Origin of the sequence: Thiofilum flexile DSM 14609 (genome assembly GCF_000380185.1) — a bacterium.
Classification (GTDB): Bacteria; Pseudomonadota; Gammaproteobacteria; order Thiotrichales; family Thiotrichaceae; genus Thiofilum; species Thiofilum flexile.
Genome location: NZ_KB904747.1, coordinates 28,511 through 42,108, shown reverse-complemented (window position 1 = coordinate 42,108; position 13,598 = coordinate 28,511). Strand labels below are relative to the sequence as shown.

Genomic DNA, 13,598 nt, shown 5'->3' with positions numbered 1-13,598 from the left:
CCCACTGGTACTGGTGTAACAGGGGCATGCCATGACGGAGACATCGCTAGATGTCGCGCTAGACTCTCTGTTACCGTTGCGCGGGGCGGTGGTGACATTGGCTTGTACGACTTCAGCCCGCATGAGTTTTTTTCATCAACCTGCACTCTCAGCCTTTTTGCGTTTTTTAGCGGGATCGCCGGAGGGCTATGAACACCTCATCCGCATTGATGCGCCTGAGTCTGGGCGGGTGCGTTACCACAAAGGGGATTATTACCGCTTTCTATTATTGGGCTTGGCAGGTAGTGAAAGACTGCTGGATCGTTTGCTACAGCAGTTAGCACTATTGCCCGCTAGTGCGCCCAAACCAAAGGATGGATTAGCCTTTGGTGCTAACTGGCGACTGGTATCGGTGCAGGATATGTTTTCCGGGGAGCCTGTATGTGCTCTGGAGCAGTTGAGCGTATATGAGCGCGAGAGTCTGGAGCGGGAGGCCGAACTGTGGGGCGATTGTCGTCAGCTCGACTGGCAGTGGGTAGCTCCGGCGCGGGTGCTGAAGGATAAGGCTACGCGTGGGCAAGCTGATGCGGATAGGTTTGTGCGAGATCAGGTTGATCTGGAGGGTAGCCTGTTGCCGTTGCGGGTCTGGCATGGTCTGGCGGCTCTATTACGTGCGCGGGGGGTGGTTACAGCTCCTGTGCTGGAAACGCCGCCGGTCGTGTTGGTGGAGGCTCATCTGTTTTGGCTTGATGTGCAATACCGAGGCCGTTCGGGTGCGGCTAAGGATATGGGAGGCGTGAGTGGTCGGGTGCGGCTAGCGCTGCCACAGGGATTGCCGCTGTTCTGGTGGCAGTTGTTGGTGCTGGGGCAGTATTTGGGCGTGGGACAGCGTACTAGCTTTGGCTGGGGGCGTTATGTGCTCAAGGATAGCGAGGGGGCGCAAAGTATCCGGCGGGTATTCCCTGCGCAGTCGCTGCTGGTGTTGGCACAGGAGGAGGATAATCTTACCCGTGCTTGGCGCTATGTGTTGGCGGGGCGAGATATACCGGCAGAGTGGGCGGATACGGCGGTGAATGATCTGGAGGATATAGCCCCCCTTTTGCAGGAGCTGTGTCCGGTCGAGCGTTTACAGGATAGATTGGAGCAAATGCTGTGGGGGCAGTATCAGGTTCCGGCGTTGTGTGGCTATCTGATTCCGAAAACTAAGGGTGATGGGTGGTGTTTGGCGCTGCCTCCTCTGTTTGATCGGGTGTTACAGCGTGCTGTGCAGCAGGTGCTGGTGGAGGCACTGGAGCCGTTGATGGCTGATTTCAGAACAGGTGGTGCATGTATCACAACGAGTCAGGCACTTGAGGCCGCGTGGCGCGAGGGTTTTTGCTGGAGGTATGAGGGGGATGTGCGCGATTTGTTTGATAGCGTGAAGCGGGAGCGGTTAGCGGAATGTTTGCGAGCTATTTTTTACGGTGATCCGGTGGTGGAGGCTGTGCTGGGGTGGCTAGCCGCTTCGGTACGGAAACCGAGAGTGCAGCCCCTATCCTAGTGCAATGTTGGTGGGTATGGCTGGGTGAGCGACAGGCAAGGTCGCTGAAAGGGTGATGGTTAGTCTTGGGTTAATGATGTATAATGAGGCTTCCGCCTCTGCGGTCGGTGAGAAAGGCTGATTTGATTAAAAATCAGCAAGTAGTTGATAAATTTGAACTTGGTGAGTCTATTGATCAATAAATATTCACATTAAACATGCGATGAAAAAGTCCTTGTTTTTTAGCCGTTTAGGCAATTTTTCGTGAATTGACTTTAACAATCCGTCACCAAGTCTTTTAAATCAACAAGTTAAGATATTTTAGAAGCCCTTTTTGTATGCAAATTGTACTGATTTTTCAATGCTGCCTGGAGACTCTCCCATTTGCTTTGCAAATGATTGATTTTAAAGGTAGAAAAATGGGTGCAGTCGCAGGGGCGGGTCGCCGCTAAGGCAGTGAGACTCTACAAAAGCTTGGTATAGTAGCATTTCTGCTAGTCGCAGGGGCGGGTCGCCGCTAAGGCAGTGAGACTCCGTTATTTCTGACGAACTCCTTTATTACTATCGTCGCAGGGGCGGGTCGCCGCTAAGGCAGTGAGACTCTACAAATAGGTGGATCAATACCACCGCTATTAGTCGCAGGGGCGGGTCGCCGCTAAGGCAGTGAGACTGAACGATGCTACTGATTTGCTCATAATTACTTGTCGCAGGGGCGGGTCGCCGCTAAGGCAGTGAGACTATCATTATCACTAAAAAATTCATTATTTTCGTCGCAGGGGCGGGTCGCCGCTAAGGCAGTGAGACTTCCTTGAGGTCGCTTCTTTTGTTACTGTCTGGTCGCAGGGGCGGGTCGCCGCTAAGGCCGTCAGGGATATTACTTGCCCCAAAAACAAAAAAGCCGGATTACTCCGGCTTTTCTATTCAACCTCAACAAAAATACTAGTCTACAGCACCGATAAATCAGCCACTTGCAGGAATAACCCGCGCAACTGATTCAATAAGGCCAAACGATTATCACGTAGCTGCTCATTCTCATCCATGACCATTACATCATCAAAGAATTGATCCACAGGCGCTCGTAAGGCCGCTAGGGAGGTCAATGCTTTTTCATAGTTACCCTGAGCAAATAAGGGTTGGACGATAGTTTGTTGCTCGGATACCGCTTTAAATAGCGCTTGCTCGGCAGGCTCTTTTAATAGCGTGGTATTCACCGCAGCTGGAATAGACGTCTCGACTTTCCGCAGAATATTAGAAATCCGCTTATTCGCCGCCGCTAAACTATCCGCCTCCGGTAAACCTTTAAACGCGGCAACGGCTTTGACGCGCTGATCAAAATCGAGGGGTTGAGTGGGTTTTAAGGCCGCCACCGCCTCGACTAATTCGGCATTAATCCCTTGCTCTTGATAGTAAGCGCGTAGACGTTCAAAGATATAATCACGCACTTCATCAATAGCTGGTTTTTTACCTAAGGTACTGCTCAGATTCTCGGCAGCAATCTCTAGCAATTGCACTAAATCGAGGGGCAGACGCTGCTCAATAATAATCCGCAATAAACCTACCGCAGCACGGCGTAAACTAAACGGGTCTTTGGTGCCGGTTGGTTTTTGTCCAATGGCAAAAATACCCACTAAGGTATCAATCCGTTCGGCAAGCGCCAAAATCCGCCCGGTTTGAGTGCGTGGTAATTCATCACCTGCAAAACGCGGTTGATATTGCTCATTGAGTGCCAGCGCGACCTCTTCCGCCTCGCCATCTAGACGCGCGTAGTAGGTGCCCATAATCCCTTGTAAATCGGTGAACTCAAAAACCATATTGGTCATCAGATCACATTTACCTAGCTCTGCAGCACGTACTGCTAACTGCCTATCCGCCCCTAGTTGTTGCGCGATAGTATCGGCTAGTTGAGCCACGCGAGTGGACTTATCAAAGAGCGTACCCAGTTGCTGTTGGAAAACCACGGTTTTAAGTTTGTCACGCCGTGATTCGAGCTTGTGTTTTTTGTCCTGTTCCCAGAAAAAGGCCGCATCGGTAAAGCGTGGACGAATCACCCGCTCATTCCCCAGACTCACACTAGCGGGATTCGAGCTTTTAATATTGCTGATGGTAATGAAGGTAGGGAGTAGTTTGCCGTTAGTATCGGTGAGACCAAAATACTTTTGATTGCCCTGCATGGTATCGATCAAGGCTTCTTGTGGCACAGCGAGGAAGCGCTCCTCAAACTTACCTACAATCGCATTCGGGTACTCTACTAAGGCCGTCACTTCATCTAATAGACTATCTGGCATAATGGCCTTTGCCCCAAAGGATTGGGCAATGGCGAGTACTTGACGGTTAATATTCGCGCGACGCTCGGCAAAATCTGCCCAGACATAAGCCGCTTTTAATTGCTCAGCATAGCTATGCGGTGCCGTAATGGTCACAGGGTCAGGATGATGGAAACGATGCCCCCGCGACTGATTGCCGGTTTTAATACTTAATAGCTCAGCCGGAATCACGTCACTATCAGCTAGCATCACTATCCAATGAATCGGGCGCACGAATTCAGCCGAACCTGCTCCCCAACGCATCCGTTTCGGGATGGGTAATGCCGCTAATGATTTATCGACAATGGCAGGGAATAGGTCTTTCGTTTGCTGTCCAGCTTGGTGTTGTTTGAAGACCAGCCATGAGCCTTTATCCGTTTCTAAACGCTCTAATTGCTCAAACGCGACTCCACAGGAGCGAGCAAAACCTTCAGCGGCCTTACTCGGTTTACCTTCTTTATCAAAGGCTGCCTGTAAAGCAGGGCCGCGCTTTTCAATAATTTGATCGGGTTGTTGAGCGGCAATCCCTTTCACCCATACGGCTAAACGACGGGGGGCAGCATAAGCAATCAATTGTTCGGCGGCTAAGCCCGCATCACTAAAACCTTGCTGGATACCTTGAGTAAAGGCTTCAGATAGGCTCGGTAAGGCTTTTGGCGGTAATTCTTCGGTACCAATTTCGACTAATAAATCCATGAGTTATACCGCCTCTTTGTTAGTATTTTGCAGCATAGGGAAGCCTAATTTTTCGCGGGTAGCATAATAACCTTCTGCGACAGCTCGCGCTAAAGTACGTACCCGTAAGATATAACGCTGACGTTCAGTGACAGAAATCGCTTTACGGGCATCGAGTAGATTAAAGGTGTGAGAGGCTTTCAGCATTTGCTCATAGGCTGGTAGTGCTAAACCTAATTCAATGAGTCGTTGGCTTTCTTGTTCGCACACATTGAATTGATGAAATAGCGCTTCGACATTGGCATGTTCAAAGTTATAGGTGGATTGCTCGACTTCGTTTTGATGATAGACATCGCCATAGGTCACAATCCCTTGCGGCCCTTTAGCCCATACGAGGTCATATACGCTTTCAACACCTTGCATATACATGGCTAGACGCTCTAGACCATAGGTGATTTCACCGGATACCGGACGGCAATCTAAGCCACCGACTTGTTGGAAGTAGGTAAATTGAGTGACTTCCATACCATTGAGCCAAATTTCCCAACCTAAACCCCAAGCACCTAAAGTCGGTGATTCCCAGTTATCCTCTACAAAGCGAATATCATGTTCCAAGGGATCAAAGCCCAATAGTTTCAAGGAGCCAAGATATAACTCTTGAATATTGTCGGGAGAGGGCTTGAGTATGACCTGAAACTGATAATAGTGCTGAAGACGATTCGGGTTTTCGCCATAACGCCCGTCGGTGGGGCGACGTGAGGGTTGTACATAAGCCGAACGCCAAGGCTCAGGGCCTATCGCACGTAAGAAGGTAGACGGGTGGAAAGTGCCAGCGCCCATTTCCATATCATAAGGTTGGACAATCACACAGCCCTGTGCGGCCCAGTAGGCTTGCAGTGCTTGGATCAGCCCTTGAAAGGTTGAAAGGTCGTAATTTGCCATGTTGGTATGATCATTGTTTGCCATGAATGGGCAGGGATTATACTGCAACTTAAGGAGGGGGCGTAGCAACTTGAGGGGGAAGAGGTGAAGAATGGTGTAAGAGTAAGGATTAAGGGATAGAGTGATCTGATTGAATACCCGTTTTATGGCTTAATCACGTATAATCAAGGCCGATTTTACTCAATAAGTTATAGAACCTAGATTATGGCGCAACCACGTAAAGCCGTCGCTCTCATTTCTGGCGGCCTCGATTCCATGTTGGCAACTAAAGCCATCCTTGAACAAGGTATTCATGTTGAAGGCATTAATTTTTTCACCGGCTTTTGTGTCGAGGGGCATACTCACGCTATTCGCCGCCAAAATAGCGATAAAGTTAAACGCAATAATTCGCTGTGGGTAGCGGAGCAGTTAGGTATTAAACTTCACATTATTGATATTGTTGAAGAATACAAACAAGTGGTGCTTAACCCCAAGCACGGCTATGGCGCTCATATGAATCCGTGCCTTGATTGTAAAATCTTTATGGTCAGAAAAGCCCATGAGTGGATGGAGCAACACGGTTTTGATTTTATTATTACCGGCGAGGTGGTAGGGCAACGTCCTATGTCGCAACGGGTGTTTACTATGCCTGTGATTGCGAAAGAGTCGGGAGCCGAGGATCGGATTGTACGCCCCTTATGTGCGCAAAAATTACCAGCCACTTTGCCAGAGCGTGAAGGGTGGATTGAGCGGGAAAAGCTATTTGCCTTTAGTGGACGCAGTCGCAAGCCACAAATGGCACTCGCCCAGCAATGGGGTATTGAAGAGTATGCTCAACCTGCAGGGGGCTGTTGTTTTCTAACCGATGCTAATTACTCGGCGAAGATCAAAGATTTATTTGCTCATCGCCCAGAACGAGATTATGAGCTAGATGATATTATGCTGTTGAAAATTGGACGGCATGTGCGCCCGCGTCCTCATTTTAAAATGATTATTTCGCGTGAAGAGGGCGAGACTAATTTTCTAGAAGGCTATAAAAAGCAATTCGTTTGGATTAAAACGGTGAATTGTTCAGGGCCTTTGACCTTATTAGATGGGCAAAATATTACGGAAGAGGATATTCAGCTCGCAGCACAATTAACCGCTCGTTTTAGTCAGGGGAAACAATTACCGGAAGTTATTTGTCGTTATGCCATTCCCGGACAGGAAGCGGTAGAGATTACAGTAAGTCCTGCGATTGAGCCTTTAGCGGAGTGGTTGTTATAGCGTACTCATACCCCTTTTGTACTAGACTTAAACTCTGTTCGCAATTCGCGCCGGAGGCTATATGACACAACGCAAACGCTTACCTATTGGCATTCAGACCTTCGCCAAAATTCGTGAAGATAATTACTATTATGTTGACAAAACCCAGCTAGCATTGGACTTGACTCGTAATGGTACATACTACTTTCTCTCTCGTCCGCGTCGGTTTGGTAAAAGTCTATTTTTGGACACACTCAAAGAGCTATTTGAGGGCAATGAGCGTTTATTCCAGGGCTTAGCAGTACACGAACATTGGGATTGGTCAGTACAATATCCGGTAATACGCTTTAGTTTCGGCGGGAATTCTTATACTACAGTAGGGCAACTTAAACAGGATATTTCCGAGCAATTGCATGCCTTTGAAATAGCTTGGCAGTTTACCTCAACCAGCGAGACTAGTGCAGGGCGTTTTAAAGAGTTAATTCTTCATGTTAAAAAGCAGTTTGAGCAGCCTGTTGTCATCTTAATTGATGAGTACGATAAACCCATTCTTGATGCTATCCATAAACCAGAAGTAGCTAGAGATAATCGAGATGTCCTTAGAGGTTTTTATAGCACTATTAAGGACTATGATGCTCATATTAAACTTGCCTTTTTTACTGGAGTCAGTAAGTTTTCTAAGGTGAGTTTGTTTTCAGGTTTAAATAACTTGAAAGATATTACTATGGACTCACGTTATGCGACGATTTGTGGTTATACAGATCATGATATTGATAGTGTGTTTGCGCCAGAGTTAGTCGGTTTAGATCGACAGGAAATACGAGCTTGGTATAATGGCTATCATTGGATGGGTGATCCGGTTTATAACCCATTTGATGTACTACTATTATTTGATAAACGCCAATTTAAAAACTATTGGTTTGAAACGGGCACACCTACCTTTTTAATCGACCTGATTCGAGCGCGACAAATCGCCACTCCTAATCTCGCACGGCGCAATAGTGATGAGGAGTTATTATCGAGCTTTGATATTGATTATATGCCACTAGAAGCGGTGATGTTCCAGACCGGCTATTTGACGATTAAGGATACTAAAACTTTAGGAGGTAGCCTATTTTATGAGTTAGGCTATCCGAATCGTGAGGTCTATCAAAGCCTCAATAGTGCTATTCTTCAGCGACTAGTAAATAACCCTAACGCTCAGGTATCACAGCGTATTCAACTCTATGAATTGCTACTCCAAAATGACTTTGACGGCTTAAAAAACCTATTTCAAGGCTTTTTCTCTAGTATTCCGTATCATTGGTATAACAATAATGATATTCAGGAGTATGAAGGGTTTTATGCGAGTGTATTTTATTCCTATTTTGCCTCCTTAGGTTTAGAAGTAATAGTGGAGGATTGTACCAACCTCGGACGCATCGATATGACCCTGAAATTTAATCATCAGGTCTATATTTTTGAGTTTAAGGTGGTAGAAATGACACCAAAAGGTGAGGCATTAAAGCAGATCAAAGAGCGGGGTTATGCCAATAAATATCAAGTACTGAATCAGCCGATTTATTTAATAGGCGTGGAGTTTAGTAGGGTATCGCGAAATGTATTGGTGTTTGAGGTGGAGGAGGTTTGATGTAGAAGCGATACATTCTTACTTATACGGATTACCCAACAAACAAAAGCGCTAAGTCGTGAATATCTATAGCTTAGGCTAGCATAACAACGGCCTTTATTGTGATGTTCGAGGCTTGCTGGAGTCGAGCTTCAAATGAGATAATAACAACCCCCTCCATGCATAGTAGGCCATATGGTAGCTCAAGTTATTCTCAAACCTAAACGGGATAAAAATATTCGTGCCCATCACCCTTGGGTCTTTTCGGGTGCTATTCATAAGGTCAATGGTAAGCCGCAATTAGGGGATACCGTCTTAGTAGAGAGTGCTGAAGGGCAAATACTAGGTATCGGGGCATGGTCGCCTGAGTCGCAGATTCAAGTACGCCTGTGGTCATTTACGGTATGCGAATTGGATGAAGCCTTTTTTCATAGCAAAGTACGAGCCGCCCTGCAGTATCGACAAGCGTTGGGTATTCCACAGCGGAATACGGCCTACCGTTTGATTAATGCCGAATCGGATGGCTTGCCCGGCTTTACTGTGGATGTGGTGGGTGATTGGCTAATTATGCAGGCACTCACGGCAGGGGCTGAACGTTGGAAATATCAACTCGCTGATGTGTTACTGGCTGAGCTACACAGTAAGGGCGTTTACGAGCGTTCGGATGTCGAGGTGCGCCATAAAGAAGGGCTAGACCCGACGGTAGGCGTATTACGTGGTGAGACTCCCCCTCCCTATATTGATATTGTAGAAGAAGGGCGGCATTACCGCGTGGATGTGCTGACTGGACATAAAACTGGATTTTACTTAGATCAGCGCGATAATCGCTCGCTCTTGCAGTCCTATGCTCAGGATAAAACGGTACTGAATTGCTTTTCCTATACGGGTGGGTTTGCGATTGCAGCGCTAAAGGGCGGAGCAAAGCAGGCGATTAATATTGATGCCTCACAGCCAGCGCTCGATTTAGCGACACAATCCGCCGAACTCAATGGCTTTACTACGGCGCAAATGGAAAATATTAATGCGGATGTATTTAAACTGCTGCGCCAGTATCGAGATGAAGGGCGACAATTTGATATAGTCGTACTCGATCCGCCTAAATTTGCCGAAAATAAAAGCCAATTAGAGAAAGCAGCGCGGGGCTATAAAGATATTAACCTACTCGGTTTTAAGCTACTGCGACCCGGTGGATTATTGTTTACGTTCTCGTGTTCAGGCTTAATGGATAGTAATCTATTCCAGAAAATTGTGGCGGATGCAGCGGTGGATGCTGGGTGTGATGCGCGTATTATTCGCAAAATGGATCAAGCCACGGATCATCCTACTCGTTTAGCTTTTCCAGAAGGCTATTATCTCAAAGGATTAATATGTCAGAAGTAACACCCCCTAATAATGCTCCGGATGCCTCGCCTAGTAATGTGCAGCAACTGATTAGCTTATTCCAAAAAGTGTTACCACTAGTTTATGGCATTGCCAGTAAGTTACGTTGGGCACTCATCATTGGGGTAGCGATGCTGGCATGGATTGCAGTGTGGTTGGTGGGGATTAAAGGTTTTAGTTTAGGGGTTGCGGCGGTAGTGGTGGGTATAGGTGCTATACCTTTGCTGATTATTTTACGCTTTTGGTGGTCACTAGAAGAGTTAAAAGATTTACCATCGATTCTCAACAATATGGTAGGTGATGCAAAAGCGGGGTTAGTCGATACGGTAAATGAAGTCAAAGCCGGTAATATTAAAAAGGTGGGGTTTTTAGGCTCTGCTAAAGGGCTATGGTCTATTGGTTCTATGCTGAGTGAGGCTAAAGGCTTATTAGGTTCTTATGTGGGGATTGCTACTTTGATCAATCCTTTTTCATTGATCATGGGGGTACTGTCGATAATAGCGATTGGCTTGGTAGCTATTATTGGGGTGATCTTAGCCGTGGTAGCCATTATTTAGGGGGCTAAGTGTGAGCGAACAGGGATCGACGCTTTTTGATTTTTTACGCCATGGACAGGTGGCAACGGTGGGCTTATTCAGTGCCGCTCATGAGGAACCTTTGGGTTCTATCGGTTGGAAGCAGCTCGATCGCGTTACTCAAGAACAACGTTGGGATGCTATTGTCACCTCTCCGAGTCGGCGCTGTTATGATTTTGCCCGTTATCTGGCTCAGCGTTTGGATTGTGAATTGACCTTGGCAGAGGGCTTGGATGAATTAAATTTTGGTGCTTGGGTGGGTCTAACACCGGATCAGGTTTGGGAGCGCGACCCTGATTTATTGCAACACTGGTATCAACAACCTTTGCGTTTTAGTGCTCCACAAGGGGAGTCAATGGATCGCTTTGTACAGCGAGTACGGGTTGACTGGGAGGCTTTACGCGCGACCTATCAGGGGGGGCGAGTATTGGTTTTAACCCATGCTACGGTGATACGAGTCATCCTTGCCGATGTATTGCAGATTCCCTATGCCAAAACGTTGAAAATTTATTTGGATTACGCCACCTTAACGCGAGTACTAGTTCATGCAGATGGAGAGATGCAGTTTTTAGCTCATGGCGTTTAGCTAATTGCGTAAACCGCTAGCCCCTATTTGCTGCTATAATAGACGACGGGCTAGCCATAATTTGATCATAAATAGCTCAGCACGACTAATGTAGCGTGCGCTCGTTAATTATAATTTTTCAGATTCGAGTACTATTATGAAGTATTGTCCTCATTGTGCCAGTCCTTTGGCATGGCGTGTTATTAATGGCACACAGCGTATTGCTTGTGCTCATTGTTCTTTTGTCCATTGGGGGAATCCTGTTCCAGCCGTGGCGGGTATCGTTGAATATAATGGTAAAATACTCTTGGTGCGAAATGCCAAATGGCCTCAGGGAAGTTTCTCTTTGGTGACGGGTTATTTAGAGTGTGATGAAACACCGGAGCAAGGCATAGTGCGCGAGATTCAAGAGGAATTAGGTTTAGATGCCAGCATTCGGGGTTTTATTGGGCATTATTCCTTTTTTGCCATGAATGCCTTGATTTTAGCGTTTCATTTAGAGGCAGAGGGTACTCTAGCGCTTAATCATGAGTTAGCGGAAGTAACGGAAGTCAGACCCGATTTAATGTATCAACATCCCTTTCCTGATGTGCCCTTCGCTGCTCAAGTCGTCCGTGACTGGTATCAGCAGCAAAATTGGCGGCGGGTCGCCTAAATAGGTAGATAGTGTACACGGGTACTAATAGAGCCATTAGGATGGAGCTGTAAGGTACGCCACGCGGGATTGGAGTGATCAATGACTATGTTAGGGGTTAGGGGTTTTAATTGCACGCTAGTAGAGGGTGTGCCATAAACAGCGACCCCACGTCCCGATGGATAGTGATAATGAGCATTAAATTCTTGATGAATATGTCCATGTAATATCGCTTGAATACAGGGGTATTGCTCCACCCACTGCCAAAAATAGGCGGCATTTTGTAGACCCATCCCATCCATCCACGCACTATGAATAATCATAGGATGGTGATGCATGACAATGACCGCAAACTCATCCTCTGGTATCTGAGCTAAATACTCAGCGAGCTTTTGATATTGCTCGCTACTTAAATGACCATCCGGCTTATTAGCTCGACTCGTATCCAGCATTAAAATATGCCAAGCCCCATACTGCATAAAGCTAGGTGCCCAGAAGCGCTCCTCTAGATAAGTATGCGCTAGTGATACGGTATCATGATTACCCGGAATAACATGCACCGGTATGGGAAAGGCTTTTAAGCGCTGATTTAAACGTTGATAGGTTTCAGGGACTTCTTGCTGGGCAAGATCCCCCGTGACTAAGAGCGCATTATAATCCCGATAATGAGAGCTTAAGTATTGTAATACCTGTTGGAGTTGTAGATTAGGTAGTAATGGCTCAGTAGTCCATTCTAAACGGCTACTGTCACTAGCATAACAGTGAGTGTCAGTAATTTGGAGGAGCTGAACAAGAGGTGTTTCGGTCATAATTAAACTATCCCTTAGGGCATTATACCTGTTATAAAGCTTTTTTAAGTAAGCTGCTGTGATTTTCGATACAGTGTAGTGGTCAATTGACGGATTAGGTAAAAAACATGCCTTGGATTGATACCCATTGCCATTTAGATGCGCCGGAGTTTGATGCAGATCGAACTACTATACTGGCTCAGATGCAAACTCATAACATTCAAGCCTTAATCCTTCCCGCCGTTTATTATTCAGAATGGCCTGCCGTTGTACACCTGCAACAGCATCATCCTCAATGCTATGCTAGTTTTGGTTTCCATCCTCTTTATTTAGCACAACATCAAGCTCCACAACTGAGTGAATTAAAGCCTTGGTTATTAAAACATCATGCCGTTGCAGTAGGCGAGTGTGGGCTGGATTTTTATTTACCTCATTTAGAGGTAAAATTGCAAGAGGAATGGTTTGTAGCGCAAATTCGAGTGGCTTGTGAGTTAGATTTACCCCTGATTATTCATGCTAGACGCTCAGCGGATGCGGTGCTGAAGTATTTAAAGCGTTTTCCCAGTGCTAGAGGAGTAATTCATAGTTTTGCGGGTAGTACCCAACAAGCCGAGTCCTTTGTAAAACAAGGGTTTTATTTAGGTGTAGGCGGGACGATTACTTATGAGCGTGCTCAACGCCTCCGCACAGCGATTCAAGCGATGCCTTTAGAACGTTTAGTACTAGAAACCGATGCCCCTGATCAACCCGATAGTCAATGGCGCGGTAAACGTAATGACCTCAGTCGCTTGCCAGTGATTGCTCAACAACTTGCCGAGCTACGCCAAGAGTCCTTGTCGACCATTGAATATATGACTACTGCTAATGCCAAAGACTTGTTTAAACTATGAAAAAATACTTTTTCCCTCTGTTGATGGGGGTGTTAATTTTATTCGGTGTGGTACTAACGGCAACCCCTTGGGTAGCGGATTATTTAATACCCGCTAAAACCACAGGTTATCGCCGCGCACCTGCCCCAGAGGCGCAAGAAGCGTTAGCCAATTGGTTTAATGTACATCCTAATGAAGTCAAATACCCTGAAGCCATTCAATATATAACGCCCGAACAAAAAACGGCTTGGTTTAAATTTGATATTGAGCGTAAGCCTGTTGAGCAGTTCATTCGTGCTATGGGGCTAAAGCAAATGGACTTAACAGCAGAGGTTATGCAACAGCGCTTTTTGGCTCATAAGCCTCCTGTGGATTGGTGGCGACCCACCGAATTAACACGGCAAACTTATTTTACAGGGCTATCAGGTGGGCAAACATTGAGTCTGGTTTACAATGCTGAGTTGCAACGAGGCTATCTATTGGTTAATACCCCCATAGATCCAAAATCCCCGTAATTATTTGGCACCATGGCAGCT

The 13,598-nt window shown here is 46.6% G+C and carries 12 protein-coding genes and 1 CRISPR repeat array; of the genes, 9 read left to right on the top strand and 3 right to left on the bottom strand.

What is annotated here, in order from left to right:
• The first annotated feature begins 31 nt into the window (after nucleotides 1-31).
• A complete protein-coding gene (gene cas6 / locus A3IK_RS0101430) occupies nucleotides 32-1,519 on the top strand; it encodes a CRISPR system precrRNA processing endoribonuclease RAMP protein Cas6 (protein WP_020558175.1) in 1,488 nt (495 codons plus the stop codon).
• A 407-nt stretch (nucleotides 1,520-1,926) separates the two neighbouring features.
• A CRISPR array of direct repeats spans nucleotides 1,927-2,370; the repeat unit is 36 nt; unit sequence GTCGCAGGGGCGGGTCGCCGCTAAGGCAGTGAGACT.
• A 72-nt stretch (nucleotides 2,371-2,442) separates the two neighbouring features.
• Here the strand turns inward: cas6 and glyS are convergent.
• Together glyS and glyQ are read right to left on the bottom strand one after the other, a co-directional pair.
• Nucleotides 2,443-4,497, bottom strand: a complete 2,055-nt coding sequence (glyS, locus tag A3IK_RS0101425) for a glycine--tRNA ligase subunit beta (protein WP_020558174.1) — start codon at nucleotides 4,495-4,497, stop codon at nucleotides 2,443-2,445.
• Nucleotides 4,498-4,500: 3 nt separating this feature from the next.
• Nucleotides 4,501-5,418 carry a glycine--tRNA ligase subunit alpha gene (gene glyQ / locus A3IK_RS0101420; RefSeq protein ID WP_020558173.1) on the bottom strand — a complete coding sequence of 306 codons (918 nt, stop codon included), beginning with the start codon at nucleotides 5,416-5,418 and terminating at the stop codon, nucleotides 4,501-4,503.
• 204 nt (nucleotides 5,419-5,622) lie between these two features.
• Between glyQ and A3IK_RS0101415 the strand changes: the two genes are divergently transcribed.
• From A3IK_RS0101415 to A3IK_RS18190, 6 genes are all read left to right on the top strand, one after another.
• The gene (locus tag A3IK_RS0101415; protein WP_020558172.1) at nucleotides 5,623-6,663 is read left to right on the top strand and encodes a tRNA (5-methylaminomethyl-2-thiouridylate)-methyltransferase; all 1,041 of its coding nucleotides are present in this window, start codon (nucleotides 5,623-5,625) and stop codon (nucleotides 6,661-6,663) included.
• 61 nt (nucleotides 6,664-6,724) lie between these two features.
• Complete coding sequence (locus tag A3IK_RS0101410; RefSeq protein WP_020558171.1) at nucleotides 6,725-8,272, top strand: ATP-binding protein; 1,548 nt, start codon at nucleotides 6,725-6,727, stop codon at nucleotides 8,270-8,272.
• A 174-nt stretch (nucleotides 8,273-8,446) separates the two neighbouring features.
• On the top strand, nucleotides 8,447-9,631 hold the full coding sequence (locus A3IK_RS0101405) for a class I SAM-dependent rRNA methyltransferase (protein ID WP_020558170.1): 1,185 nt from the start codon (nucleotides 8,447-8,449) through the stop codon (nucleotides 9,629-9,631).
• The gene (locus tag A3IK_RS0101400) at nucleotides 9,619-10,188 is read left to right on the top strand and encodes a hypothetical protein (protein WP_020558169.1); all 570 of its coding nucleotides are present in this window, start codon (nucleotides 9,619-9,621) and stop codon (nucleotides 10,186-10,188) included. The genes A3IK_RS0101405 and A3IK_RS0101400 overlap by 13 nt, the downstream gene beginning before the upstream one ends.
• A 10-nt stretch (nucleotides 10,189-10,198) precedes the next feature.
• Nucleotides 10,199-10,792, top strand: a complete 594-nt coding sequence (locus tag A3IK_RS0101395; protein WP_020558168.1) for a histidine phosphatase family protein — start codon at nucleotides 10,199-10,201, stop codon at nucleotides 10,790-10,792.
• Between the two features lie 136 nt (nucleotides 10,793-10,928).
• A complete protein-coding gene (locus A3IK_RS18190; protein WP_020558167.1) occupies nucleotides 10,929-11,426 on the top strand; it encodes an NUDIX domain-containing protein in 498 nt (165 codons plus the stop codon).
• Here A3IK_RS18190 and A3IK_RS0101385 read toward each other — a convergent pair.
• On the bottom strand, nucleotides 11,423-12,214 hold the full coding sequence (locus A3IK_RS0101385) for a metallophosphoesterase (protein WP_020558166.1): 792 nt from the start codon (nucleotides 12,212-12,214) through the stop codon (nucleotides 11,423-11,425). The two genes, A3IK_RS18190 and A3IK_RS0101385, sit on opposite strands and share 4 nt — an antisense overlap.
• 107 nt (nucleotides 12,215-12,321) lie before the next feature.
• Here A3IK_RS0101385 and A3IK_RS0101380 point away from each other — a divergent pair, with 107 nt between their 5' ends.
• Together A3IK_RS0101380 and A3IK_RS0101375 are read left to right on the top strand one after the other, a co-directional pair.
• Entirely contained in the window at nucleotides 12,322-13,083 is a 762-nt protein-coding gene (locus tag A3IK_RS0101380) for a TatD family hydrolase (RefSeq protein WP_020558165.1), read from the top strand.
• Complete coding sequence (locus tag A3IK_RS0101375; protein ID WP_020558164.1) at nucleotides 13,080-13,577, top strand: hypothetical protein; 498 nt, start codon at nucleotides 13,080-13,082, stop codon at nucleotides 13,575-13,577. The genes A3IK_RS0101380 and A3IK_RS0101375 overlap by 4 nt, the downstream gene beginning before the upstream one ends.
• The last annotated feature ends 21 nt before the right edge of the window (nucleotides 13,578-13,598 follow it).

Coding starts and splice junctions, on each gene's coding strand:
- cas6 (WP_020558175.1), top strand. CDS start 32: ATGACGGAGACATCGCTAGATGTCGCGCTAGACTCTCTGTTACCGTTG.
- glyS (WP_020558174.1), bottom strand. CDS start 4,497: ATGGATTTATTAGTCGAAATTGGTACCGAAGAATTACCGCCAAAAGCC.
- glyQ (WP_020558173.1), bottom strand. CDS start 5,418: ATGGCAAATTACGACCTTTCAACCTTTCAAGGGCTGATCCAAGCACTG.
- A3IK_RS0101415 (WP_020558172.1), top strand. CDS start 5,623: ATGGCGCAACCACGTAAAGCCGTCGCTCTCATTTCTGGCGGCCTCGAT.
- A3IK_RS0101410 (WP_020558171.1), top strand. CDS start 6,725: ATGACACAACGCAAACGCTTACCTATTGGCATTCAGACCTTCGCCAAA.
- A3IK_RS0101405 (WP_020558170.1), top strand. CDS start 8,447: ATGGTAGCTCAAGTTATTCTCAAACCTAAACGGGATAAAAATATTCGT.
- A3IK_RS0101400 (WP_020558169.1), top strand. CDS start 9,619: ATGTCAGAAGTAACACCCCCTAATAATGCTCCGGATGCCTCGCCTAGT.
- A3IK_RS18190 (WP_020558167.1), top strand. CDS start 10,929: ATGAAGTATTGTCCTCATTGTGCCAGTCCTTTGGCATGGCGTGTTATT.
- A3IK_RS0101385 (WP_020558166.1), bottom strand. CDS start 12,214: ATGACCGAAACACCTCTTGTTCAGCTCCTCCAAATTACTGACACTCAC.
- A3IK_RS0101380 (WP_020558165.1), top strand. CDS start 12,322: ATGCCTTGGATTGATACCCATTGCCATTTAGATGCGCCGGAGTTTGAT.
- A3IK_RS0101375 (WP_020558164.1), top strand. CDS start 13,080: ATGAAAAAATACTTTTTCCCTCTGTTGATGGGGGTGTTAATTTTATTC.